General features: G+C 61.7%; 15 protein-coding genes. 7 read left to right on the top strand and 8 right to left on the bottom strand.

From position 1 onward, the window contains the following. Positions 1 to 15 precede the first annotated feature (15 nt). Complete coding sequence (locus CFE428DRAFT_RS36950; RefSeq protein WP_006978247.1) at positions 16 to 3,162, bottom strand: UvrD-helicase domain-containing protein; 3,147 nt, start codon at positions 3,160 to 3,162, stop codon at positions 16 to 18. After that, positions 3,159 to 6,134, bottom strand: a complete 2,976-nt coding sequence (locus CFE428DRAFT_RS04420; protein WP_006978246.1) for a PD-(D/E)XK nuclease family protein — start codon at positions 6,132 to 6,134, stop codon at positions 3,159 to 3,161. Before CFE428DRAFT_RS04420 ends, CFE428DRAFT_RS36950 begins: the two co-directional genes overlap by 4 nt. A gap of 337 nt (positions 6,135 to 6,471) precedes the next feature. Here CFE428DRAFT_RS04420 and CFE428DRAFT_RS36945 point away from each other — a divergent pair, with 337 nt between their 5' ends. The 4 genes from CFE428DRAFT_RS36945 (at position 6,472) to CFE428DRAFT_RS04400 (ending at position 13,672) form a co-directional block, all read left to right on the top strand. Next, positions 6,472 to 6,741 carry a hypothetical protein gene (locus CFE428DRAFT_RS36945; RefSeq protein WP_131989092.1) on the top strand — a complete coding sequence of 90 codons (270 nt, stop codon included), beginning with the start codon at positions 6,472 to 6,474 and terminating at the stop codon, positions 6,739 to 6,741. A gap of 95 nt (positions 6,742 to 6,836) precedes the next feature. Further along, positions 6,837 to 8,924: a glycoside hydrolase family 57 protein gene (locus tag CFE428DRAFT_RS04410; RefSeq protein ID WP_006978244.1), complete on the top strand. Its 2,088-nt coding sequence runs from the start codon at positions 6,837 to 6,839 to the stop codon at positions 8,922 to 8,924. Between the two features lie 478 nt (positions 8,925 to 9,402). Next, entirely contained in the window at positions 9,403 to 11,472 is a 2,070-nt protein-coding gene (locus CFE428DRAFT_RS04405) for a sialate O-acetylesterase (RefSeq protein WP_049975550.1), read from the top strand. Positions 11,473 to 11,479: 7 nt separating this feature from the next. Further along, positions 11,480 to 13,672 (top strand): SUMF1/EgtB/PvdO family nonheme iron enzyme, encoded by a 2,193-nt coding sequence (locus CFE428DRAFT_RS04400; protein WP_006978242.1) that lies wholly within the window; start codon positions 11,480 to 11,482, stop codon positions 13,670 to 13,672. 9 nt (positions 13,673 to 13,681) lie between these two features. Here CFE428DRAFT_RS04400 and CFE428DRAFT_RS04395 read toward each other — a convergent pair whose 3' ends face one another. The 3 genes from CFE428DRAFT_RS04395 to CFE428DRAFT_RS40275 form a co-directional block, all read right to left on the bottom strand. After that, the gene (locus tag CFE428DRAFT_RS04395) at positions 13,682 to 14,371 is read right to left on the bottom strand and encodes a response regulator transcription factor (protein ID WP_006978241.1); all 690 of its coding nucleotides are present in this window, start codon (positions 14,369 to 14,371) and stop codon (positions 13,682 to 13,684) included. Beyond that, positions 14,371 to 15,591 carry a sensor histidine kinase gene (locus CFE428DRAFT_RS32950; RefSeq protein WP_006978240.1) on the bottom strand — a complete coding sequence of 407 codons (1,221 nt, stop codon included), beginning with the start codon at positions 15,589 to 15,591 and terminating at the stop codon, positions 14,371 to 14,373. The genes CFE428DRAFT_RS04395 and CFE428DRAFT_RS32950 overlap by 1 nt, the downstream gene beginning before the upstream one ends. Positions 15,592 to 15,730: 139 nt before the next feature. Continuing rightward, positions 15,731 to 16,399 (bottom strand): type II secretion system protein, encoded by a 669-nt coding sequence (locus tag CFE428DRAFT_RS40275; RefSeq protein WP_006978239.1) that lies wholly within the window; start codon positions 16,397 to 16,399, stop codon positions 15,731 to 15,733. 156 nt (positions 16,400 to 16,555) lie between these two features. Between CFE428DRAFT_RS40275 and CFE428DRAFT_RS04380 the strand changes: the two genes are divergently transcribed. Continuing rightward, positions 16,556 to 17,248 carry a type 1 glutamine amidotransferase gene (locus tag CFE428DRAFT_RS04380; protein ID WP_006978238.1) on the top strand — a complete coding sequence of 231 codons (693 nt, stop codon included), beginning with the start codon at positions 16,556 to 16,558 and terminating at the stop codon, positions 17,246 to 17,248. 133 nt (positions 17,249 to 17,381) lie between these two features. Here the strand turns inward: CFE428DRAFT_RS04380 and CFE428DRAFT_RS04375 are convergent, their stop codons facing one another. Both CFE428DRAFT_RS04375 and CFE428DRAFT_RS04370 read right to left on the bottom strand, forming a co-directional pair. Continuing rightward, positions 17,382 to 18,461: a PA0069 family radical SAM protein gene (locus tag CFE428DRAFT_RS04375; RefSeq protein WP_006978237.1), complete on the bottom strand. Its 1,080-nt coding sequence runs from the start codon at positions 18,459 to 18,461 to the stop codon at positions 17,382 to 17,384. Positions 18,462 to 18,672: 211 nt separating this feature from the next. Further along, positions 18,673 to 19,248: a thioredoxin family protein gene (locus CFE428DRAFT_RS04370; RefSeq protein WP_006978236.1), complete on the bottom strand. Its 576-nt coding sequence runs from the start codon at positions 19,246 to 19,248 to the stop codon at positions 18,673 to 18,675. 113 nt (positions 19,249 to 19,361) lie between these two features. Between CFE428DRAFT_RS04370 and purU the strand changes: the two genes are divergently transcribed. Continuing rightward, positions 19,362 to 20,216 (top strand): formyltetrahydrofolate deformylase, encoded by an 855-nt coding sequence (gene purU / locus CFE428DRAFT_RS04365; RefSeq protein WP_042724370.1) that lies wholly within the window; start codon positions 19,362 to 19,364, stop codon positions 20,214 to 20,216. 69 nt (positions 20,217 to 20,285) lie between these two features. Further along, on the top strand, positions 20,286 to 21,227 hold the full coding sequence (locus tag CFE428DRAFT_RS04360; RefSeq protein ID WP_006978234.1) for a tetratricopeptide repeat protein: 942 nt from the start codon (positions 20,286 to 20,288) through the stop codon (positions 21,225 to 21,227). 78 nt (positions 21,228 to 21,305) lie between these two features. Here CFE428DRAFT_RS04360 and CFE428DRAFT_RS32940 read toward each other — a convergent pair whose 3' ends face one another. Beyond that, positions 21,306 to 23,243 carry a tetratricopeptide repeat protein gene (locus CFE428DRAFT_RS32940; RefSeq protein WP_006978233.1) on the bottom strand — a complete coding sequence of 646 codons (1,938 nt, stop codon included), beginning with the start codon at positions 23,241 to 23,243 and terminating at the stop codon, positions 21,306 to 21,308. Positions 23,244 to 23,369 lie beyond the last annotated feature (126 nt).

Raw genomic sequence — 23,369 nt, 5'->3', positions numbered from 1 at the left:
GATGGCGTTGCGGTATCAGTCGCCGCGGTCGTCTTCAAGTGCCTCGGTGAGGGCGGCGGAGTTCCTGGACAGAGCGTCCCAAGCCCCGGCGAGCTCGGATTCCTCGTAAGGCAGCCATTGGCCCGTAGCGGTAATATAAAGACCGGCCGCGACCGGTGTGTGCAGCATTTCGGAAGCGGCTTTCCAATACGCGCTAAGCTGCGGCAGGTAATGAGATCGCGACGGAGGGACGCGATTGGTCTTCCAGTCGAGGATGGTCCAGCGATGAGCCTGTCGATCGTAAACGGCGAGGTCGATGATGCCGTCGAGACACTCCCTTTCGCTCATCGCCCAGAGGAAGGGCATTTCGGCGTGGGCCAGCGTGCCGGGGCCGGCAAGGAGCCGGGTGAGATCGGAGTCGCTCGTCAATTGCGTGCGGAGCAGCGCCCAGTCGTGATGGGAGCGGTCGGGATCGGGAGAGCCAGCGAGATGCGTTTCGAATGTCCGGTCCCAACTCGCCACCGGCGCCGACCAATCGAGCACTTCGACGAAGTTGTGCCACCAAGTGCCATAGCGCTGGCCGGCATTGGGCGCACTCGACGCCTGTCGTGCCGCAGCCACATACGCCGCTGGATCGGCCTCCGCGAGGGCGGCTTCCGCGAGCGCGCTGGGATTGCGCTTGAGGAAAACGGCGGCGCGCTCGCGGGAAGCCTTCAGCGCTTTGGCTGGCAGCGTCGGCAGTGGCAAAATCATCTCCTGCGAACGAACGATGGCCTTTTGCGCGTGATGCTCCGCAGTTTCGGTGCAGGCGCTCAGCTTCGTTGGCAGACGCTCAAAGGCGGCCGCGTTTTCCTCTCCCTGGCCACAGCGCAGACGGCTCGCCTGCGAACGCTCCGGCAAGCCCTTCTTTCCGGTAAAGAGAGCGCGATCATCCACCAGGACGAGCGTGTGCTTGGCCCGCGTTAGGGCCACATACAGCAGGCGCTCCAATTCCTGTTGTTCCTGCAGAGCCACGGCCGTCTTGAGATCGCCGTCGACATCACTGCTTTCCATGGCAGCGATCGTCGCGGCGCTCCGCGGGTCGCGCAAGAGACGAGGATAGACGGGGCTCTGCGTCTTGGCGCCACGGGCGAAAAAGGGAATGATGACGGCTTCCCATTCGGAACCCTTCGACTTATGTCCCGAGATGATCTGGATCGCGTCGGGCAAAGCTCCGCGCACATTGCGGGCCGCGTGAAATTCGGACTGCAATTCCGCGGCGAAGTTTTCGAGCGTGCCCTTGGCCGCTTCCGCCGTGGCGGCTTTGGTGAGTAGTTCCTCGAGTTCGAAACCCAGGCCCTCGTATTCATCGGCCGGAAGTGACAGCAGCCGGTCGCGCAGTTGGGTAACGCGCACCATTTCCTCCATGGCGGAGAAAAGCGGAAGCGAGCGGGCTTGTTCGCGCAACGCGACGAGCAGATTGATTTTCTCCGCGACCGGTCCACCGCGGCCAGTCGGAGCGGTGAGATGAAAGCGAACGCCGTATCCCTCGGAGAACGCCGCGAGGTCGTGATCGGAGAGACCGAATATCTCGCGAAGCACACCGACGATTTCAAAACCATTGCGCGGCTCGGCCAGGACGGTGGCCAGCGCGGTAAACCAGGCGTAGGCCGGGCTGTCGCCGTTGATGGAACGCTCGGATTGGACCTGCGCTTTGAGACCCACGGATCGGAGCGCGGCGCGCAGAGGCGGCAGCCAGCGGGTACGAGGACACAATAGAGCAACCTCACGCCACGAAGACGCACGCAGCTTTTCCAACCCGACCTCGCGCAGCCAGTGGGCCAGGTTGTTCGCCTCCCAATACTCTTTGTTTTTGAGAGCTCGCTCGGCGATGATTTCCGGCCCGGCCTTCGGGTCAAAGCGCACGATCTGCCCCGGAAATGCAGTGGGGCGCGGATACAACGCAACGTACGGCACCTGTCGCTCGAGACCGTGCAGGACAATGGGGAAAACGGCGTTGGCAAACTCGATGCCCGCACGATCCAACCGGAAGGTGACGGAGAAGATGACCTCTTCTCCCGCACCGGTGCGTAAAAAAGCCTGATGTACGCGCCGATAGTGCGCGAGATCGGCACGAGCGCCGTAGATCGATTGCTGGAAGTCACCGACCATGCAGAAGTGACCCGGAAGTGGAGGGTGCGTTTCCTCGCTCGGCCAGGGCCCGGTCGCTTCCACGGGGCGGGCAACTTCGAGGAGCACGTCGAATTGCGTGGGATCGGTGTCCTGCGCTTCATCGAGGATCACGCGATACTGTTTGGCGCGAATGCGCTGGGCGGCCTCCGGGTGGCGCAGCAGTTCGGCGGCGAGGGCAATCTGGTCACTGAACGTCATGACCCCGCGACCGAGACGAAATTCACGATAAGCCTGTGAAATCTCCGCAGCCACGTGGAGGGCAGCACAGCGTCGCCATTCCACGATCGGGACGATGGCCGCTTCCCAGATCGGCTTGAGCGGGGCGCATTTGCACCCGGGCAGTGCGCCGACGAAGTCATCGCCCTCCCACGCTGTTTCCCAGCGGCGCATCGCCTCCTGCACTCGCGCGGCCGTGACTTGCGAAACCTTTTTCGGCACGAAGGCGTAAATCGGTTCGAAATCGAATTTGGGAAACGGTCCGGGCGCTGGGACCGCTTCGGTGATGTGCCCACGCCGGCCCAGATCGAGCAGCCGCCGGGCAGGCGTCAGCCGCAGCAAGGCGCGTCGCTGCTCCGGATCGAGCCCGGCGCCGATGGCCGTGGAGCTTTGCACAAACTCGGTCCACAGCGCGGCGTCGTCATCTTCGTTGAGATGCTCGAGCTGCGCCGGCAGGCCGAGGTAATGGCCGTGCTGTCGGAGGAGCTTGAGACACAGGCTGTGGATGGTGCCGAAGAAGGCGCGGTTGAAAGCGTTGATGACTTCCAGCTTTACGCCGGCTTCCAGAATGCTCTGCCGGGCGCGTTGCTGCATCTCCGCGGCCGCCCGATTCGTGTAGGTGACGACGACGAGCGAGGGCAGCCATTCGGCCGCGCGTGGGTGTTGCGCGAGCGCCACGATGCGATCGGTGATGGCGCGGGTCTTTCCACTGCCTGCCGAGGCTACGACGGAAAAATTGCGCTCCAGCTCGTGGATAAACCGATCGCGCTGCGATTGATCGTGCGGTGTGTTCACGCTTCCTCCTCCTCGGGGGCGAGATGGGGATGCGACATCATCCACTTCTGAGCCAGGATCGTTTCATCGACGGGCAGCGTGGCCAGGGGATAATCCTGACTGATGCCGAACTCCCGGCGCAGCGCGCCGCGCATGCCAAACACGCCGCTTTTTTGCATCTGCAGCAACCCGCGCCAGAGGTCAGTGAGTTGCTCGAGTTGGGCGAGCTGCACCTGTGGCGTATCCAGCGCGATATCGGAAGTCAGAAGACTGACGCCCACTTCCTGCGCACCGGTGGCGCGCAAAGCGAGTGCGTAGAGGCCCAGCTGCAGGCCGTCGCCCTTCGCGATATCGTCCGCCGTCAGCGGATCGCGGTGGCCGGTTTTGTAATCGACGAGCCACACATCCTGCAATGCCTCCGAGGTGCTGAGCAGCAAGTCGATGCGGCCGCGCACATAGAGCGAGTCGTCCTCCACGGGGAGCGCCGTGTCGCCGATTTTCCATTCCGTCGCCGCATGTGTGCGGCCTTGGACCGTCGAGATATTTACCGCCAGTTGCATGGCCGTGCTCCATGCTTGTTGCCAGGCGGATTGCCACCAGTCGGGCATCGGCCGGCGTCGGGCGGTGAGCGCCGCGGCCACCCGATCGTGGAAGGATTCGGCGGCCTTGCGCACACGGTCCTGCAATTCAGCGGGAGGGGGCAGGGGAGCAAAAGTGCCCGGAGCGATACTGCCGGTGATCACGCTGAGCCAGCGGTGTACCCAACTTCCGTGCGCCAGCGTCCACGGCGTCTCTTCCTCCGTATTGGTGGCGCTGACGCCGAGAACAGCGGAAAGGAAGATCTGTGTCGGAGCGGCCAGCGCGGTCTCCCAACTGGTCGCAGCAAGACGCAAAGGGCGCGGCGGCGCACCGCGCAGGGCGAACTCGTATTCGCCGAAAGGATAGCTCGCGACACGCCGCGCATCGAAGGCGATTCGAGTCTGCTGCGCCGCCGCAGGCTCCGAGATTGGAACCAGCAAAACAGCAGCGGTGCCGTGCCAGCGCACGGTCTCACCATGCAGATTTGTCAGCGTTTGCTGCGACACCGCCCGGCCGCGCGCGCAGAAATGCAGTCGCGTGAAGAATTCGCTGGGATTGAGCGGGCGCTCGGGGGCGGCTTCGTCGTGCAGTTGCATCGTCGCCGTGATCGCGAGTGTGGTGGATTCCAGCGTGTTGAAAAACTGCCGCTCGACGATTGTGCGCTTTTCCACCGGGCCGAGGCAGAGGGCGCGACCGGCCTGGACCGTCACATGACCTTCGCCCTGGCTGCCTTGCACCGAGGCGCGTGTATTCAGCGTGCGCACCTGTCGATTGAGCGCGGCGATCTCGTCTTCGCCGAGAAAGCCCGCCTCGTCGAACGGGGGTGGCCATTGGCCTTCGTTGAGTCCGGCGACGATGAGATGCGTCCACGCCTGGGAATCGGCCTGGGCGTAGGGCAGCAAGTGCACGCGGCTATAGGGATGGCTGCCCTTTTCCGCGCGGCGAGCCTGCCAGGAGACAAGCGTCTCTTGCAGCCAGCGCAGCCAGGTGCGCCGCGAAATGAGGAGATCGCGGCTCTGGTTCCAATCCCGGGCAAAGTGTTGCAAGGCGGCCGCGCGCTCGGTCCACGCACTGGCCTCAAAGATCTCGTGGGTTCGCTGGATGAACTCGCCGAGTGTGGCGCGCTCGGGCAGTAGCGGCAGGGTGTGCAGCGCGGCGGCCAGGGCACGCGATTGTTCCCGCGGATGCCGGGCCAAAAATTCCGCGAGAACCCCGAGATCATCGATGAGCAATTCCTGGAAAGCGCGTTCCAATTCGTAGCAAGCGTCGTCCGCCTTTAGGCCGGCGAGGGGCGTCTCACCACGACTCCGCACGTAGCGAAGCAACACCGGTGCGCGCGGATTTTCCTGCAGAGTCAGCCACGCCTCCCAGGCAGTATCCTTCTCGAGGGGGCCGGGTGATTGATAAGCCAGGCCATCGTCGTGCGCGACCCCAGCCTCGGCGAGCAGCGCCGCAACCCGGCGCGACAGCGCGCCGGCGGAGGGAAAGAGGATTCCGAGCCGGTCACATTTCCGATCCGCGAGATATTGCAAGGCACGGGTGGCGATGGCCCGCGCATGTTCGGCGGTGTCGAGGCCCACGAGAAACGCCACCTCATTTGTCGGAGCGGCTTCCCGCTGAAAACGAGTGACGGGAGAATCTGGCAACTGCAGCGCCTCGGATAGAGGCGACGATGGCGGGTCGGCGGGAATCGGCTGCGCAGGTTCGAAGGTGTCCTCCCATGTGCCGACCCAGGCGGCATCGAGATCGCCCGCCTCCATCCGTGGTTCGGTGAGGCAGACCACGGAAGTTTCCGCAAGGCGCACGGCGGCCTCGAGCAATGGCCAGAGGGGCCAGTGCAGCGCGTGAAAGCCGATGACGAATAATTCGCGAAAGAGAGGCTCGGCGTGGCGCGCGGCCACGAGTGTCGCGCGGTCCGTGTCGTGGCTCATTTGGAATCCAGCGGCGGCCAGCAGCCTTCGAAATTCCGCGACGATGGGTTGCAAGTGGCGCGGACCCGCGGAGGAAAAATCCCAGCCCGCCTGGCCGATCATGTCGATCGCTTTGAGCAATTGATCCGGCGCCGCGGCGACGGAGGCGGCGGATTCTGTGGTGAGGGAATTTGCCAATCGTTCGGCAGCTGTGGCCAGAAGGAGGCGCGAATGCTCGCGCAACGGAGATTTCGCTGCCGGTGGCAGATGTTCCGCAAGGTGATCGCGCAAATCGCTCGGCGTGAGAAAACGGAGATTCCAGAGACCGATGCGCCGGGCCAGAGCGAGCGATTTCAGGTAATAAGCATCCGCCCGGTGAGGAACGAGAATCGCCGTTACCCGCCCGGACGTGGGAGCCTGCGCGGCTGCCTTTTCGAGCCAGGGAATGAAAACCGTCTCGTGCGCCATGGAGGCGAGGGCGGAGGTGTGCAGGAAAACGGGCATGAAGAGGATTCACCTTAATGAGAGATCGAGAAATGGGAAGACGCGGACTTGTGCCCGAGTCCGCTGTTGACAGGTGCGTGGTACTGCGGTTTAACGGAATTACGGGTTCCTCCTCGCTATGAACAAATGGACTTTGATCTTAATCTTGATCGGGCTGGCTGTGGCTGGCGTGATTAACCGTGACAAAATTTCTGCCTATTTAGGACACAAGGCCGGATCGATTATCGCGCCTTCGACTCCCGAAGGCGCGGCGGCGACGCCCCATCCGGCCACGGACTCTATTGCGTTGGCTCGGCAACGATATCCGCAGTTGGCGGTTCCGAATTCCCAGTTCAACATGCACTTCGTCCAGCTCTACAATGCGGCGAAGAATACGGATCCCTATCTGCTCACCCAAGCGGATTGGCCGATGCAGTTGGCCGAGCACACCGCGCTCGACTTGGGCGTGGGGGCGGTCACGCCCACCCCGCGGCCCACCGAGATGTCGACCAGCTCGCTCAATGCGCGGCCGGTTGGTTGGGTGGGAGGGACGGTGGCGCCTTCCGTTCAGCTTCCTGGGCTGAAGGGCAGCGCCCTCGATCAGCGGCCGCCGACCTACCACCACTAGCAATCGCCCTGGCTACTGCGGGCTTTCGCACGCGAAGCCGGCGCAGTGTTTTGAAATAGCTGGCGACTCGCTTTCGCCAAAGGCAACTTCGCTTCATGGCCAACGTTGTTTTCCTCTGGCATATGCACCAGCCGTACTACGTCGATCCCGCGGCGCGGGTGGCGACGATGCCGTGGGTGCGTCTGCATGCGGTGAAGGGCTATCTGGACATGATCTCGGTGATCGAGGAATTCCCGCGGGTCCGTGCCAATTTCAACCTCACGCCCGTCCTGCTCCTGCAGATCAAGGAATTGAACGAAGGCAAAATCCGCGACCTGTGGCTCGACTGGTCACGCATGCCCGCCGTCGCGCTCGATGAGGAAACGAAATTCGCCCTGCTGGAAAATTTCTTTAAAATCCATTGGGACAATCTCGTAAAACCCTTTCCGCGGTATTGGGAATTGCTCAATAAGCGCGGCCTCACTTTCTATCGCGACGACGTGCGTCGCGGTCTGCGCTACTTCTCCACGCAGGAATTTCTCGATCTGCAAACGTGGTTCAACCTGGCGTGGTGCGGTTATACCGCCGAGCGGCTTTACCCGGAACTCACGGAGTTGAAGCGCAAGGGCCGAAATTTCACCGAGGAGGAAAAGCAGCGGGTCCTCGATATCCACATGGAGATTCTCGGCTCACTGATCAGCAAATACCGGGCGGCCGAAGAGCGCGGGCAGGTGGAGCTCACGACCACGCCGTTTTTCCACCCGATCCTGCCGCTGGTCTACGACTCCTCCTTCGCGGCCCGCAGCCTGCCGGGCAGAAAATTTCCCGAGCGCTTCAGTTGGCCGGAAGACGCTGCGGCGCAACTGACGCTTGCGGTGGAGCAACACGCCGGACTCTTCGGCAAAGCACCCCGCGGACTGTGGCCAAGCGAAGGTTCGATTGCGCCGGAGCTCATCCCGCTCATGCAGCGCAGCGGGATCGAGTATTTCTGCAGCGACGAGGAGAATCTATTTAACTCGCTGAAGCGCGACCCGGCTTATCAGAGCCGCGCGGTCGATCATCTCGAGCTTTTCCAAGGCTGGCGCGTGGCTCACGACGGCGCGTCGGTGAATGCGCTCTTTCGCGAAAAGCCGTTGTCCGACTTCATCGGCTTCATGGCCGCCAGGAACAGCCCGCAGGCGGCCGCCACGCATCTGCTCTTTCACCTTCGCCATATCGCCGAACTCGTGCCGAAGGAAACTGGCGTGATTCCGCTCATCCTCGACGGAGAAAACGCCTGGGAAACTTTTGCCGACGGCGGCGCAGGATTTCTGCGCGCCGTGTATGGTGGCATCGAGAGCGACAGCGGCCGATTGCATAGCTGCACAATCGAGGATTACCTACGCCATCACCCGCCGCAAAAGCAGCTCACGACCCTGCACACCGGTTCGTGGATCGGAAGCAATTTCGATATCTGGATCGGCGAGGAAGAGGAGAACCGTGCCTGGAATTTACTGGGCAGGACGCGCACCTTTCTGCAGGAAAAAATCAACACGGGCACGCTCACACCCACGCAGCATGCGACGGCGATGCGTGAGATCTATGCCGCGGAAGGGAGCGACTGGTTCTGGTGGTATGGTCCCGATTTTTCGACCGAAAACGACGCGCTCTTCGATTCGCTCTTCCGGCAGCATCTGCGCAACGTCTACACGCTGTGCGGCGCGGTAGCGCCCGCGGCCCTGGATGTGCCCATTTCCACCCGCAGCACCGAACCGCTTTACACCGTGCCGGAGCGGCTCATTTCGCCTTCCCTCGATGGCGGCGAATCGTTCTTCGACTGGCTTGGCGCTGGCGGTTACACGCCGGGCAGCGAGCAAGGGGCCATGTATCGCGCCGAACGATTGATCAGCCGCATCCAGTTCGGGAACAACGAGAAGATGTTCTTCATCCGGGTAGACCTGCGCAAGCGGGCAGCAGCGGAATTGATCGTGCAGTTTCATCAACCCGCGGAGCAGCAGGTGAAAATCTCGCTGGCCGGCGTGAAGAAATCCTTCGTTCACATCGGTGTGCCCCTGGCCGAACTTGGCCTCACGGGCGAAGCGACACTGGCCTTTCAAGTCAAGATAGTCCAGGACGGCATCGAACTCGAATGCTATCCGGAATCCGCCCCGATTCAGTTCCAGTTGCTCGGCCGGGATTTCGCGCTGCGGAACTGGATCGTGTAGGACGCTGCGCCGTCCTGATCTTTACCCCCATCTCAGTTGGCGTCGATCGAGTTGAGTTGGCGAAGCGGCAGACTGTCCCGGAGGGACAACGGAATTTAGCCGGTGGCAAGCCTGTGAGCTTCAGGCGAACAGGCGCAGCCACCGGATATCCAGCCCTCCACGGGCCCGCCCTGAAGGGGCGGAGGAATCTCCCGCTGGCGAACGATTCCCGCGCCGCCTCCGGGGCGCATCCATCTGAGGGGTGTGTTCCGGGGGTGTCGCTCGCAAGCTCGCTCTACCCCCGGCTAAATTCCTTTGTCCCTCCGGGACAGCCTGCCTCTTCACCACAACGACACGGATGCGTCCGACAAGATGTGGGTAAAGATCAGGCGCCGTCAGCGCCCAAACTGAACGGAGCGTTGCCCTCCTCCGGGCTGCAGCGACGCTTTCTAAAATTCCTCTTTGCATGCAATAGCATCCAAGCGTATGCAAATTGGAAGTGAGAGCGTTCTCCCCTCCGAATTCAACCACCCTCGCATCCCTTTTCGCGGGCTTCCTCCTGCTTTTGCCGCATGTGCTGCACGCGGAAGTTCGATTGCCCTCGATCTTCTCGGATCACATGGTGCTGGAAAAGGCGGAGGCGGTTCCGGTGTGGGGCCAGGCGGACCCAGGCGAGCACATTCGCGTGGCGATCGAAGGGAAGACGGCGGAAACCGATGCCGATACTGCGGGACATTGGAAGGTGTCGCTGAATCTCAAGGAATTCGCGCCGGGACCTTTTGAAATGGCCGTCGAAGGGAAGAACCGCATTCAAATTCAGGACGTGGTGGTTGGCGAGGTGTGGCTCGCTTCCGGTCAATCGAACATGGAACTTCCGCTGCGAGTGACCACCGGTGCGAATGCCGAGATCGCCCGATCGGCGAACCCATTCCTCCGCCAGTTTCTGGTCAAAAAGGCGGCAGCCAAGGCGCCGGCATCGGATTGCGAAGGACACTGGACGGTCGCCGGACCGGAGACATCGGGAGAGTTCACCGCGGTCGGCTACTACTTCGGAAAGGAACTACAACAGGACCGCAAGCGCCCTGTCGGCATTATCCATTCTTCGCACGGTGGGACCTATATTGAACCATGGACGCCGGCGGATGCCTTCGATCAAGTGGAAGCCTTCCGAGTATCCGCGGCGGCGGCGCGTCAGAAAGCCGAGGAGTATCCGAAGGAGAGAGCGAAATTCACCGCCGACTTTTCAGCGTGGCTCAAGCAGCACGCGCGAGAAGATGAACCTCGGGCCAATCCAGATTCGTATGCCGGTGAGAATGTTTCCACCAGCGGTTGGGCGTCCGTGAACTTGCCGGGCAAGGTTACGGCGCCAGGTTTTCCATCCAGCGGAGTATTCTGGATCCGGCGCGACATCGATGTTTCGCCGCTCGTGGCGCAACAGGGTTTCAAGATCATGATCGGCCCACTCCATGGCGACTGGCAGGTCTACTGGAATGACCGGAAGATCGACGAGATGACTTACGCGCGGCTGCCGGGGAGCAATTTTCCCTGTTATTTCGCGGTGACGCCGGAGCAGATTCGTGCCGGTCGCAACACGCTCGCCATTCGGATCTATTCGCCCGCGGCGCCGCTGGAGATTCCAGCGCCGTCGCTGTGGGCTGGGCCGATCGATCTCAATGGAAAGTGGCTGGCCAAAGTCGAGCGGGCCTTCCCCGAACTCCCGCCTGAGCAATTAGCCTCGGCACCGCGGATGAACTTTCAACTGCCCGAGTCGCTGCCCGGCACGCTCTACAATGCGATGATCCACCCACTCGTGCCCTACAAGCTCGCGGGTGTGCTCTGGTATCAGGGCGAGAGCAACGCCAAACGGGCCTGCGAATATCGCATCGCCTTTTCCACGCTGATCAAAGGCTGGAGAGAAAAGTGGCAGCAGTCTGACCTGCCATTCTATTTCTGCCAGCTCACGAATAACTACGCGAAGGTGACATCGCCCGGTGAATCCGCGTGGGCGGAATTGCGCGAATCGCAATCGCTGGCTCTCGCTTTGCCGAATACCGGCGAGGCCGTAACGATCGATGTGGGCGAAGCGGGGGATTTGCATTCGCGCGACAAGAAGACGGTCGGTCACCGGCTCTTTCTCATTGCCGCGGCGAAGCACTACGGCGAGGAGGTCTCCTGTTCCGGCCCGGTCTATGATTCCATGGCGATCGACGAGGGACGGGGGCGCATCCGATTTCGTAGCACGGATGGACGGCTCGTCGCGCGGCCATTGCCCGCCACCTACAATGTGAAAACTTTGACGGGCGAGACCGCACCGCTGGTTCGCAATAGTCCGCAGAGTGAATTGGAAGGATTTGCCATCTGCGGGGACGATCACAAGTGGGTCTGGGCCGAAGCGAAGATCGACGGTGACACCGTGCTCGTCTGGTCGGACAAAGTGCCGCGGCCCGTCGCGGTGCGCTATGCGTGGGCGGATAACCCGACCGGCAATTTATACAACGGCGCCGGACTGCCCGCCGCGCCGTTCCGCACAGATGATTTTCCCGCGATCACGCGCAACAGCCATTTCTGACCGCCATATGAGTAATCCGCTGCCTCCTTATTTGATCGTCTTGTTGCTCGTCGCGACCTTGCCCGCCGCAGCGCAGACCACTGCCTTCACGAACGGAAGTTATCAGAATTCCGTCGGTATGACGATGAGCCCGATTCCCGCCGGTTCATTCAAGATGGGACAGGCGGAGCGGGAGAAATCTTATAAAAGTCCGTGGAGCATGGAGAAGGATACCGGAGCGGATTGGGATGAATCGCCCGTCCGGCAGGTGAAAATCACCCATCCCTTTTTCATGGAAGCCACGGAGGTGACCAACGCGCAGTACGAGCAGTTCGATCCGCAACATCGCAAATTGCGGGCGCGCGGGAAGGAATCCGCGGACGATGACGCCGTGGTCAATGTCAACTGGGAGGACGCCGATGCTTTTTGCCAATGGCTTTCGCAAAAAGAGGGCAAGCCATACCGCCTGCCGACTGAGGCGGAATGGGAGTATGCCTGCCGCGCCGGGACGACGACGCTTTTCAATACCGGCGATACATTGCCGGATGGCTACCAGCCGGCGGGACAGGTGGAGGGCTTTGCGCAATTTTTCCCGTCGGCCAACTCCATCGCGACGAACAAGATCGATGTGGCCAACTCGGCGACGCCTCCGTCGCCAGCGTCGTCGGCGCTGCCAGCCTACTATCAGTTGATGAAAAAGGCGCCGCTGAAGGTCGGCCGTGGGCCGGCAAACGCCTGGGGCCTCTACGGCATGCACGGCAACGCTGAAGAATGGTGCCTGGATTGGTATGCGCCCTACGACCCTTCGCAAATGGTGGATCCGGTCGGACCGGTCGATGGAGAATTTCGCGTCGTGCGAGGCGGAGCGAACTGGCAACTCGCCCGCCTGCTGCGCTCGGCGAACCGTCTTTCCATGGAACCGTGGGCGCGCAATCTCATCATTGGTTTTCGCGTCGTCCAAGCCGATGCGCCACCGGCGCCTACGGCGAATGCCGTGCCGGTTCCACCTTCCGCGAATCCGCCGGCGCCGGCGCCGCTAAACGACAAGGTCGATATGGCGAAGCCGTTCTTCGCGGGGCCGGCTCGCTATGTGAACATCCCCCCAGGTTCGGAAGGTCCGCTGTTTTCGACGCATAATCACGACCCGGCGATCACCGTTTTCCCCAACGGCGACGTCTTCATTTTGCATTACACCTGCGACACGGAGTTCGGTCACGAATTGGCCGTTGCTGCGACGCGGTTGCCGGCGGGTGCATCGGCCTTTACTCCGCCGGTCCTCTTTTACCAATGCGCCGATGCCAACAATCACGCGCCCGCGCTTTTCGTCGATCGGCAGGGCACGATTTTCCATTTCAATGGCAATCGGGCAATGCCGGGTTCCATCGTTCGCACTTCGACCGACAACGGACAGACCTGGAGTCACGGGCGCCCACTCAACGACGACATTCAGCCGAGCGAAGCGAATATCCAAACGCAGGACGGCCGCATTCTGGAGACCTGCGACAGCCGGTTCGACAATGCGGGAACGGTGACGATGAGTGCCGATAACGGCCAGACATGGACCAAGCTTTCCGACGAAACTACGCGTTCCGTCTATGTACCGGGCAAAACTGGCTCGTGTATCGCCGGCATTCATGTGGGTTTAATCGAGCGTAAAGACGGCACGCTCTGGGCGCTCGGGCGCATCGACCGGCAGAATGTCGCGGCGTTGTTCGATCACAAATTGCCGACGAGTGTTTCCGCCGATGGGGGTAAGACGTGGACTTATGGTGTGAGTGAGTTTCCGGGCATTACCTCGGGGCAGCGACTCACGCTCAAACGGTTGAAGGAAGGTCCGCTTTTGCTGTGCACCTTTACCGACGACCTGGCGCATCGCGATGCCTCGGGAAAAGTGACCGGTGCGAAGAAGCCGGATGAATTGAAAGGAATGGCTTTTCGGCAGCCAGACGGGACGATGAAAACCGGCTACGGTTTATTGGCCGCGCTTTCCTACGATGACGGTGCCACGTGGCCGGTGCGGCGCCTGGTCACGCCTGTCGCGCCCGGGGAGAAAGCGTTGCCCGCGCAAAGCACCGATGGCGGCTCGATCTCCCTCGATGCGACTCACGCCGAACTCAATGGCTATCTGGCCAGTTGCCAGGGGCCTGACGGTCGCATTCATCTCATCTCCAGCCGGAATTATTATGTCTTCAATCTGGCCTGGTTGGAGCAGGTGAAGTGAGTTTGCCGGCTACATCGGTAGCTCGAATTTGTACCCGAACTCGCGCACGGTTTTCAGGATGCGCGGTTCCGCCGGGTCGGGCTCGATCTTGTTGCGGAGCGCGTTGACGAAGCGGTCGATGCTACGGGGAGTGACACGGGAGTCGTACCCCCAGACGGTGCTCATGATGCGATCGCGGCTGAGGGCGCGGCCGGCGTTGGTGACGAGAAAGGTGAGCAGATCGAATTCCTTGGGCGAGAGCGGTACGTCCTGGCCATTACGGACCAGCGTGCGGGCGGTGGTATCGAAGCGACAATCGCCGAAGGTGTAGACCGTGCCGGTCTGCTTCCGCTGCCGGCGGAGGAAAGCCTCCACGCGGGCGAGGAGTTCCTTGATGCTGAAAGGCTTCGTGACGTAATCGTCGGCGCCGAGCTTGAGGCCGAGCACGATGTCCGATTCCTGGCCCTTGGCGGTGAGCATGATGATCGGCATCTCGAGCTTCTCCTCGCGCAGGAAGCGGCAGATCTCATAGCCGTTCACCTTTGGTAACATGAGATCGAGGACGATGAGTGCGGGTTGGATGGCGAGGGCAAGCTTGAGCCCGGCGTCGCCATCATTTGCCGTCTGCACATGGTAGCCTTCGAACTCGAAGTTATCCTTGAGCCCGCGCAGCATTACCGGGTCGTCTTCGATGATCAGGATGGTTTCCGCGTGAATCATCAGGCTTGGGCGAGGGGAATGTGAACGGAGAACGCCGCCCCGCGATTGGGTTCGCTGGCGATCTCGATGCGGCCGCGATGCGCGCTAACGATCGCGCGCACAATGCTTAGGCCCAGTCCCACGCCGGAGCGCGAGCGTGAGAGCTTTTGATCCGCCTGATAGAACGGCTCGAAGATCTGTTTGCGCTGGGTGGCGGTGAGGCCGACACCGTTGTCCTCGACGATGAAAACGAGCGTGTCGTCGTCGCGGCGGGCGCGGAGGGTGATGCGCTTTTCGTCCCCGGTATATTTCAGCGCATTTTCGAGGAGGTTGATGAGCACGGTTACAAGGCTGTCGCGATCGGCCATGACGGGCGGTAGTGATTTCTCGACGTCGAGAGTGAACGAGCAGCCGGGTGCGGAGAGTTTCGGCTGTAAGGAATTCAGTGCGTGGTTGGCGATCGAGTCCGCACGGACGGGCGCGAAGGTGAACTGATACTGCCCGCGGGCGAGTCGCGAATGGGTGAGGAAATGCTCGGTCAACCGGCTCAGGCGGAGATTCTCCGAATGCAGCAGGTCGAGATATTCGCGGAGCTGTTCCTCGTTGCGATAACGACCCTCGCGCAGCGTGTCGACGAGGACTCGCATTGTGGCGAGGGGTGTCCGCAATTCGTGCGCGACCGTGGCGACCGAGGTGTTCTTGAGTTCGTGCAAGCGGAGTTGTTGGTTCACGGTGAGACCGGCGGCGGCGGCGATGGTGCAGATGGCCACGGCGGCGATCAGGCCGGTCCACGCGTAGACTTTGAATTGATCGCGCACTTCCTCCTGCAGCGGCCTTTCATCGACGAGCCAGGCGCGGGTCGTCCAGGGCTTGTCGAGATACTTGATCGAGCTCTGCGCGACCAGACGGCCGGGCGGTTTCGCCGGTCCGGCCACGAGGCCGCCGCCGGCATCGGAAATGGAGATATCGATGGTGGGATCGAAGGCTTCGAGGCACAGCCGGCGCATTTCCTCCGGGGAGACCGGTCCAACAAACGTGGTGAGGTGTCTGTCGACGGAGATCGTGGCACTGCTGAGCGTGCGCTGGGTGTCGCTGGAAAGCCGCTCGCGGGCGGCATCGCGTTCGCCCTGAAGTGCATCGGTCATGAAACGCAGCATGAGGACCAGCGGGATGAACGGCACGAGGACCAGCAGCAGGAGAAGCGCGCGCAGTTGCTTGGGGCTGATCTCGTGAATCGTCATTTGGGGGGCTGCCTCTTTTTGCCGCAGAATCGGTGCCGCGCGAAGCCCGAAGATGGGGGCCAAAGTGGAAGGTGAAAGTGGAAAGTGAGTAAGCGGTCCACATCGGCGTTCACTTTCACTTTCACCTTCCACTGCTTTTTTAGTGCGCCGGTTCAAGGAGTTGCACGCTGTCACCCATGTATTCGTTCACCGAGAGGGCGTTCTTCGTCTTGTCGTCCGGGCGCGGGAGGTAGCGTTGATTGCCGGTGCCCGAGAGCGGCAGGATGTGCGCGCTGATGTCGGCGTAGACGACCACCGCGTTCGTGCCGCCCCACGTCCCGCCGTAAGCGCCTTCCTGCGTGGTGTAATTGCCCGAGCCATCCGTGTGATCCGCGATGAGCGGCCAGTTCGATTTGGACGTCGAATTCAACCCGGAGACGAATGCCCAATGATTCTCGCCCGGTTGCAAAATGTGTGCGGCATCGTCGATCTGTTCATCGGCGGAAGGACCCGCCTTCGAACCCGGGACAGTGAAGATCTTCTCGGTGTCGAGATAGGACGGGATGAGACTGCGGAAGGCGTCGTTGGAGGTGACGATGTCTTCGCCGTAGCTGTTTTGTTTGATCGGGTAATTGCCGTCGTTGTCCCCGGAATACATTTTCAGCGACATGCCGATCTGCCGGGCGCTGTTCATCGCGCTGGTCATTTTTCCGACCTTTACCGCGTGTTGCAGGGCTGGGACGGCGACACCTGCCAGGATGGCGATGATGGAGATAACGGTCAGCAACTCGATCAAGGTGAATGCCTTCCGAAGAGTCGATTTGTTCATGATGGGGGTCTTTCTGGTTTGGATTGGGTGGCCGCTGCGGGATGCCTCGGCCGATGCGCAAATCATCGCTGCCCGGTGTTATGGAATTGTTACCGCGGTGTTCGGCTTCGGTTCTTTTTGCATGCGCCCGAAAAGGCGCTTAAACACCACATTTCCATGCGCATTCACTCGCTCGAACATCAGCCCGAGGAAGGTCCCGCGAAGATCGCCGACTGGGCCGCCGCTCGCGGGCACACCTTGAACCGCACCGCGCTCTACGCCGCTGAGGCGCCGCCGTCGCTCGAGGCCTTCGACCTGCTCGTCATCATGGGCGGCGGAATGAATATCTATCAGCACCGCGACCATCCGTGGCTGGTGACGGAAAAGGAATTTCTGCGGCGCGCGATCGATGCCGGGAAACCAATCCTCGGCATTTGTCTCGGGGCGCAGTTACTCGCCGACGTGCTCGGCGGCAAGGTGTATCAAAACGCGGAGAAGGAGATCGGCTGGTTTCCGGTGAGCTTTCGCGAGCGCACCGGTCTCTTCGCGCAATTTCCCGAGACGATGAATGTGATGCACTGGCATGGGGACACCTTCAGCCTGCCGCCAAATGCGCGCCTCATCGCCGATAGCACTGGCTGCGCGCACCAGGCTTTTGTCTGGGGCGATCGCGTGGTCGGGTTGCAATTTCACCTCGAGATGGGCGCAGTCAACGTGGCCGATCTCGCCACCGTCGCCGCGGAAGACCTGACACCCGGACGCTTCGTGCAAAGCGCCGCGCAACTGACGGAGACGCCGTCGGATTTGCCGATGGCCCACGCGACGCTTTGTTCATTACTGGATGCGCTGGGGAGGAAAGTTGATAGTTGAGGGTTGATAGTTGATATACTACCACTTGACCGCTTTTATGTGACGCTCCGCGTCAGGGTAAAATCAACCGTCGCCGCGGAGCGGGCCTTTCTTGTGGAAACGCGGCGGACTATCAACTATCAACCCTCAACTATCAACTTTCTTCCCCAAACAGCGACAGCTGATCCGACGGCACGCGGAAGTGCGAGACGTCGTACGGCGGGGTGTCGCCGCGGAAGCCGGCTTTGCGATAGCCGAGCTGGAAGAGCGCTTTGATTTGCTCGGCGAAGAAGCCTTCGCCCTTCATGCGCGTGCCCCACTTTGAATCGTAGAGCTTGCCGCCGCGCATGGAGCGAATGCGGCTTAAGACCTTGTCCTTATGGCCGGGTGCGTGGCGCTCCAGCCATTCGACGAAGAGTGGTGCGACCGCGAAGGGCAGGCGCAGCACGGTGAAGCCGGCGGAACGGGCGCCCGCCTTGGCCGCCGAGGCGAGTAGTTCGGGCAATTCGTGATCGTTCAGTCCGGGAATGATCGGGGCGGTCATGACATTCACGGGAATGCCGGCGGCGCTGAGTTCCTCGATCGCCGCGAGACGCCGGTTGGGTGGGGAAGCGCGCGGCTCCAGGGTCTTGGCGAGTTCCGGGTCGAGCGAGGTCAGGGAGATCGAGACGGTGGCCGCGTGAAAGCGTGCGAGTTCGGAGAGATAATCGATGTCGCGCGTGACGAGATGATTTTTCGTGATGATGCCCACCGGATTACGAAACTCCGCCAGCACACCGAGACAACGGCGGGTCAATTGCAACCGGCGCTCCACGGGCTGATAGGCATCGCTGATCGCGCTCATCGTGACGGGTTGCGGCACCCATTTCTTGCGCGAAAGTTCGGCGCGCAGTAGTTCGGGCGCATTTTCCTTCACGATGATCTTCGACTCAAAATCGAGTCCGGCGGAGAACCCGAGATACTCGTGGTAAGGCCGCGCGAAGCAATAAGCGCAGCCGTGCTCGCAGCCGCGGTAGGGATTCACGCCGGCGGTGAAGGGGATGTCCGGCGAATCGTTGAGACTGATGATCGACTGCGAATCGTCGCGCAGGAATTGGGTGCGCGGCAGGATGCGTTCGCCGTCTTCATCGACCAGAGCTTCGGGCTCGAACTCGATGGCGAGTTTTTCGAAACGGTTGTGCGGATTTGTGGCCGAGCCACGCCCGCCCGGTGCGACGGTCTTTGGCTGAAACATATGTGTTCAAGAGAACATATATTTCGAGACCGCGCCAGTGCTTAAATGGGAAAAGTTGAGAGTTGAGAGTTGAGAGTTGAGAGTCCGCCCCGTTGCCACTTTTTGGCGGCGCTCCTCGCCAGGATGGGTTTGAACCCATAGACGCGGAGCGGTCACTTCGGCGGAGAGGCGGTTGACTCTCAACTCTCAACCCTCAACCCTCAACTTCCCTCTACCCCGGCTTCCACTTGATGTTGCAGCCGATGCTCGGCATTTGCCGTGGGTTTACCGGTTGATCCGAGAGCACGGCGTCGAGCGCGGCGCGGAGGTCGGCGCCGTTGAGCACGCCGTGGCCGGGGCGATCCGGACCGCGACCCGGGCGGGAGCTGTCGAGTTGGCCGCGATAGACGAGCTTTCGGGCGGCGTCGAAGAGGAAGAAGTCGGGCGTGCACGCGGCGGTGTAGGCTTTCGCCACGGCTTGCGATTCGTCGTAGAGGAAGGGAAAGGTCCAGCCGGCGGCGCGGGCCATGGCGGCGCTGGCATCGGGCGCATCCTGCGGGTATTGCGCGACGTCATTGGCCGTGATGGCCACGAAGCCGACGCTCCGGCCGGCGTAGTCGCGGGCGACGCGCGTTAGTTCCGGTTGCACGTGCACCACATAGGGGCAGTGGGCGCAGACGAACATCACGAGCAGCGCCTTTTGGTCGGCGAAGTCGGCGAGTTGCACGGTCTGGCCAGTGGCCACATCGGGCAAGGAAAAGTCCGGTGCCGGGGTGCCGAGTTCGAGCATGGTGGAGGAGACGGCCATAAAGAAAATCGGAGTTGGAAGAGGAGTGATTAAGGATTTGGGCTTCCGCTGGGGCGTTGAGCTTGGCAGTAGAGTGACTTCCGCAATCCGAAATCCCAACTCTGAAATTCCCCCTGATGAGCACTCTCCTCCGTCTGTCCTGTCCCGATCGCGTGGGATTGCTCGCGCTCATCTCGAATTTCATCGCGCAACACGGCGGCAATCTCATCGAAGTCCACCAATATACCGACGCGGCGGCGGGCTGGTTCTTCACGCGCATGGAGATCGACACGCGCACCCTCAAGGTCGACCTGCCCAAATTGCGGGAGGAGTTCACGCCGGTGGCGACGGAGCTCGGCGCGGAATGGACGATTCGCACTGCCGAGGCGAAGAGGAAGGTCATCGTCATGGTCAGCAAATTTGGCCACTGCCTCGCCGACCTGTTGTGGCGCTGGCACTCGGGCGAACTCGATATCGAAATCGCCGCCGTCATTTCCAATCACGAAGACTTCCGCCCCATGGTCGAGCGCGAGGGCCTGGAGTTCTGCCACGTCCCGGTCGATCCGCACGACAAGCCGGCCGCCTTTGCCAAAATCGCCGAGATCTTTCGCTTCGTGCAACCGGACCTCATCGTCCTCGCCCGTTACATGCAGATTCTTCCCGCCGAGGTCTGCGCGGAATTCTCCGGAAGAGTCCTCAATATCCATCATTCCTTCCTGCCGAGTTTCGTGGGGGCGAATCCCTACCAGCGGGCCTGGCAGCGCGGGGTGAAATTGATCGGCGCTACCTGCCACTACGTTACCTCCGAGCTCGATGCCGGTCCCATCGTCGACCAGGAAGTCATTCGCGTGGAGCACTTCCATACGCCCGAGGATCTGATGCGCCTCGGCCGCGATTGCGAACGGCTGGCCCTCGCCCGCAGCGTCCGCTGGCATCTTGATGACCGCGTGCTGCTGCACGGCCAGCGGGCCATCGTTTTCCGCGACTAGGCGCCCCCAACCGGTTCCGCCAAATCCGCAGTAGCCAGCGCCGCGCGATGACGCTACAGGGGAGGCGCCATGTTACGTTTCTGGAAAAAACGCTTCTTCGTCCTGTCCTTCGGTTGCGTGTGCACCATTGGTTCCGCACACGTCGTTGCCGCCGAGAAGGCGGAAAAGCCCGCGAAGGCGGATGATGGCCATGCCATCAAGGTCCAGCAGGCGATGCAGTTCTTTCAGGAAAACAAGTTCAAGGAAGCGGAAGCGGCGTTTCGGGCGCTGCTGGCCGAGGATGAAAAGGCCCACGGTCTCGACCATCCCGACACGCTGCAAGACCGGAAGAATCTGGCCATCATCATGGGAGTGGAAGGCGATTACATCGGCGCGGAAAACGTGCTCCAGGAGGGCATCGATCTCGAGAGCGGGGTCCTCGGGCCGGAAAACAAGGACGTCATCGAGTTCCGCGAGCTTTTCGCCAGCACCCTCGCGCGGGAAGGGCGCAATACCGAGGCGGTGCGTGAATTTCGTAAAATCCTCGCCCTGCGCGAGCGGGTCTTCGGTCTCGACGACGCCACCACGGCGCGGGCCCGCAGCAATCTCGGCAGCACGCTCAACGACATCGGCGAATATCGCGAAGCCGAGCAACTCCTGCGGGCCGCTCAGCCCATCCTCGACAAGAAGCTTTCGCCGCGCGACCCGGCCGTGCTGCTCAATCGCACAAACCTCGTCAAAACGCTCATTGCGCTAGGACGTTTTGCGGAAGCGGAGAAGGAACAGCGCACCATCCTCACTTCGCTGCAGCAGATCGTCGGGCCGCAGCACCCGGAAGTCGCGCTCGCCGCGCTCAACCTCGCCGCGACCTTGCGCGTGGAGAAGAAATACAAGGAGGCGCTTGATCTGACGCGCACCTCCGAGACGCAGTTGGCGCAATTCATGGGAGCCAACGCGCCCAAGGTGAAAGAGGCGCATCAACTTCGGCTGGAAATCGAGACCGAAGCGGCGGGGCAGAAGAAATCGAAGTGAATGGGGTGGCGCGAGCCACTGTTGGGACAAGAAGCAGCGCTCTCCAGCGAGCAGAAGCGCTTTAGGAATTGAACCATTCTATTGAGCAGGCTGCTGCCCAGGTGATCGCGTCGGGATGCGGGCCTGCAACTCACTCAACCGGCGTGTGGCCTCGGCAGTCTGCGCGTTGCTGAGCCTGGTGCGGAGACGCTCGAGATAGGCGCGCGAACTTTCATCGCCCTGCGAAGCGGCGAGAGACAGCCAGACGAAGGCGGCCACGAAATCTTGATGCGCTGGCGAAGCCGTCATGTAGCAGAAGCCCAACGGCCCCTGTGCGGGGCCATAACCGTGCTGTGCGGCGCGCTCTAGGTAGCCGAGTGCTTCGTCGACGTATTTTTCATTGGGCGGCTGGTTCCCTGTCGGCAGATAGGTGAAGCCGATCTGGCAGAGCACGCTGGGGTTGGTCGTTTCGGCGATGCGGGCGATCAGTTCCTCGGCCTTTTCGTCATCCTTCGGCACACCATCTCCCATGCGATACATGCGAGCGAGAGCAGTCGTGGCAAGCGGATGGCCGAGATCCGAGGCTTCCGTGAGTGCGAGGATGGCCTCGACCATCGAACTATGATCGCGCCGCGCCGCCTGGCCGAGCGCCACGCCCTTCTGGAAGGCCGCCTCGGCATCGGTGTGGTTCAGTTGTCCGCTGAGTTGCGCCAGGGCTTTCTTGCCATCTTCCGAGGGGTTCGGCCCTTGGACAGAGAGGCGAAACCACTTCAGCGCTTCCTTTTGGTCGATATCCACGCCGGTGCCATCGCGGTAACAACGGCCGAGATGGAATTGCGCCTGGTGTTCGCCACCCTCGGCCGCGATGCGCAGCCATTTGACCGCTTCCTTGTAATCCCGCGGCACCGTCCCGCCATCCTCATAGAAGTAGGCAAGCATCGCCGCGGCCCGCACTTGCTTCTGCGCGGCAGCCGCTTGAAACCACTTGAAGCCGGCGGCGCGATCGCTGGCCACCCCCGTGCCGTTCACGTAACAAAGCCCCAGGGCGAATTCGCCGTCTGGATAGCCGGTTTGCGCGGATGCCACCGCGGCGCGGAAAGCCTCGGCCGCATCGGTTTCGCCGTGCTGTGCCATGAGCATAAAGGCCAGTTGCGCCTGCGCTTTCGGGAGCAGCTTGGAATTGTTCGCCGTAAGCGTTTGCAAGGCGAGGCGCGTCCAGTAGATCGCCTTCGTCACATCCCGTCGGGGAGGTGCGCTGTTGTAGAGATAGCGGCCCCATTCGAGTTGGGCGTTGGAAGATCCGCCCTCGGCGGCTCGGCGAAGATAGGTGGTGCCTTCCGTGGCGTTGTGTTGCAGGAAGTAGCACGTCGCGAGGTTGTACTGCGCGGTGGGGTTGCCGACATCGGCGGGTGTTTGCAGATACTTCTTCGCGGTTTCGAGATTCACCGGCACGCCATGGCCGTTGAGGTAAAGATTGCCGAGATTGGTCAGAGCGGCGGTGTGGCCTTGAGCCGCCGCCTTTTCATACCAGCTCCGGGCTTCTGTCCAGCTCTGCGGAACACTGATTCCCTGGTCGTATTCCACGCCCAGATTGTACTCGGCGTCGCGCAGTTTTTGTTTTGCCGCCGCTACGTAAAGCTCGTGGGCTTTGGCGTGATCCACCGGTAATCCCGTGCCGTATTCATACATCAGGCCGAGATTGTTTTGCGCCCCCGCGTGGCCTGCTTTCGCGGCTTGCTGATACAATTCGACCGCCTTGGCCAGGTCCTTCTTCACGCCGTAGCCCTGATAATAGCAGAGGCCGAGAGTCGCTTGGGCCTTCACGTTGCCGGCCGCGGCGTCCTTTTCCAATCGGGTGAAGAACTCGGGTTTCGTCTCCTTCTGGACGTCCTGAACCAACCAGAGCTGTTTCGCTTCCTGGAGATTGTCGACCTCGCCCAAAGCATCTGGGATGTTGGTTTGCGGCACGGCCGAAGCCAGCGCGGGCGCCAGGGCACAGGCCACAGCGGCCAACTGGAAGTAGCGGAACGGATTCATCGCCCATGAAGGAGATGCACGCGGCATGCCACTGGGCAGGCCGTCCACAGAGAAATCACCGAACGCGACGCCCCTTTTTGACACCGCATCCGATGGGCCTACCGTACTGGTGGCCGAAACGCTCCG

The sequence above is a fragment of the Chthoniobacter flavus Ellin428 genome (assembly GCF_000173075.1).
Lineage (GTDB): Bacteria > Verrucomicrobiota > Verrucomicrobiia > Chthoniobacterales > Chthoniobacteraceae > Chthoniobacter > Chthoniobacter flavus.
Note: the sequence above shows the minus strand (reverse complement) of the source record. Positions and strands in the feature narration are given on the sequence as shown.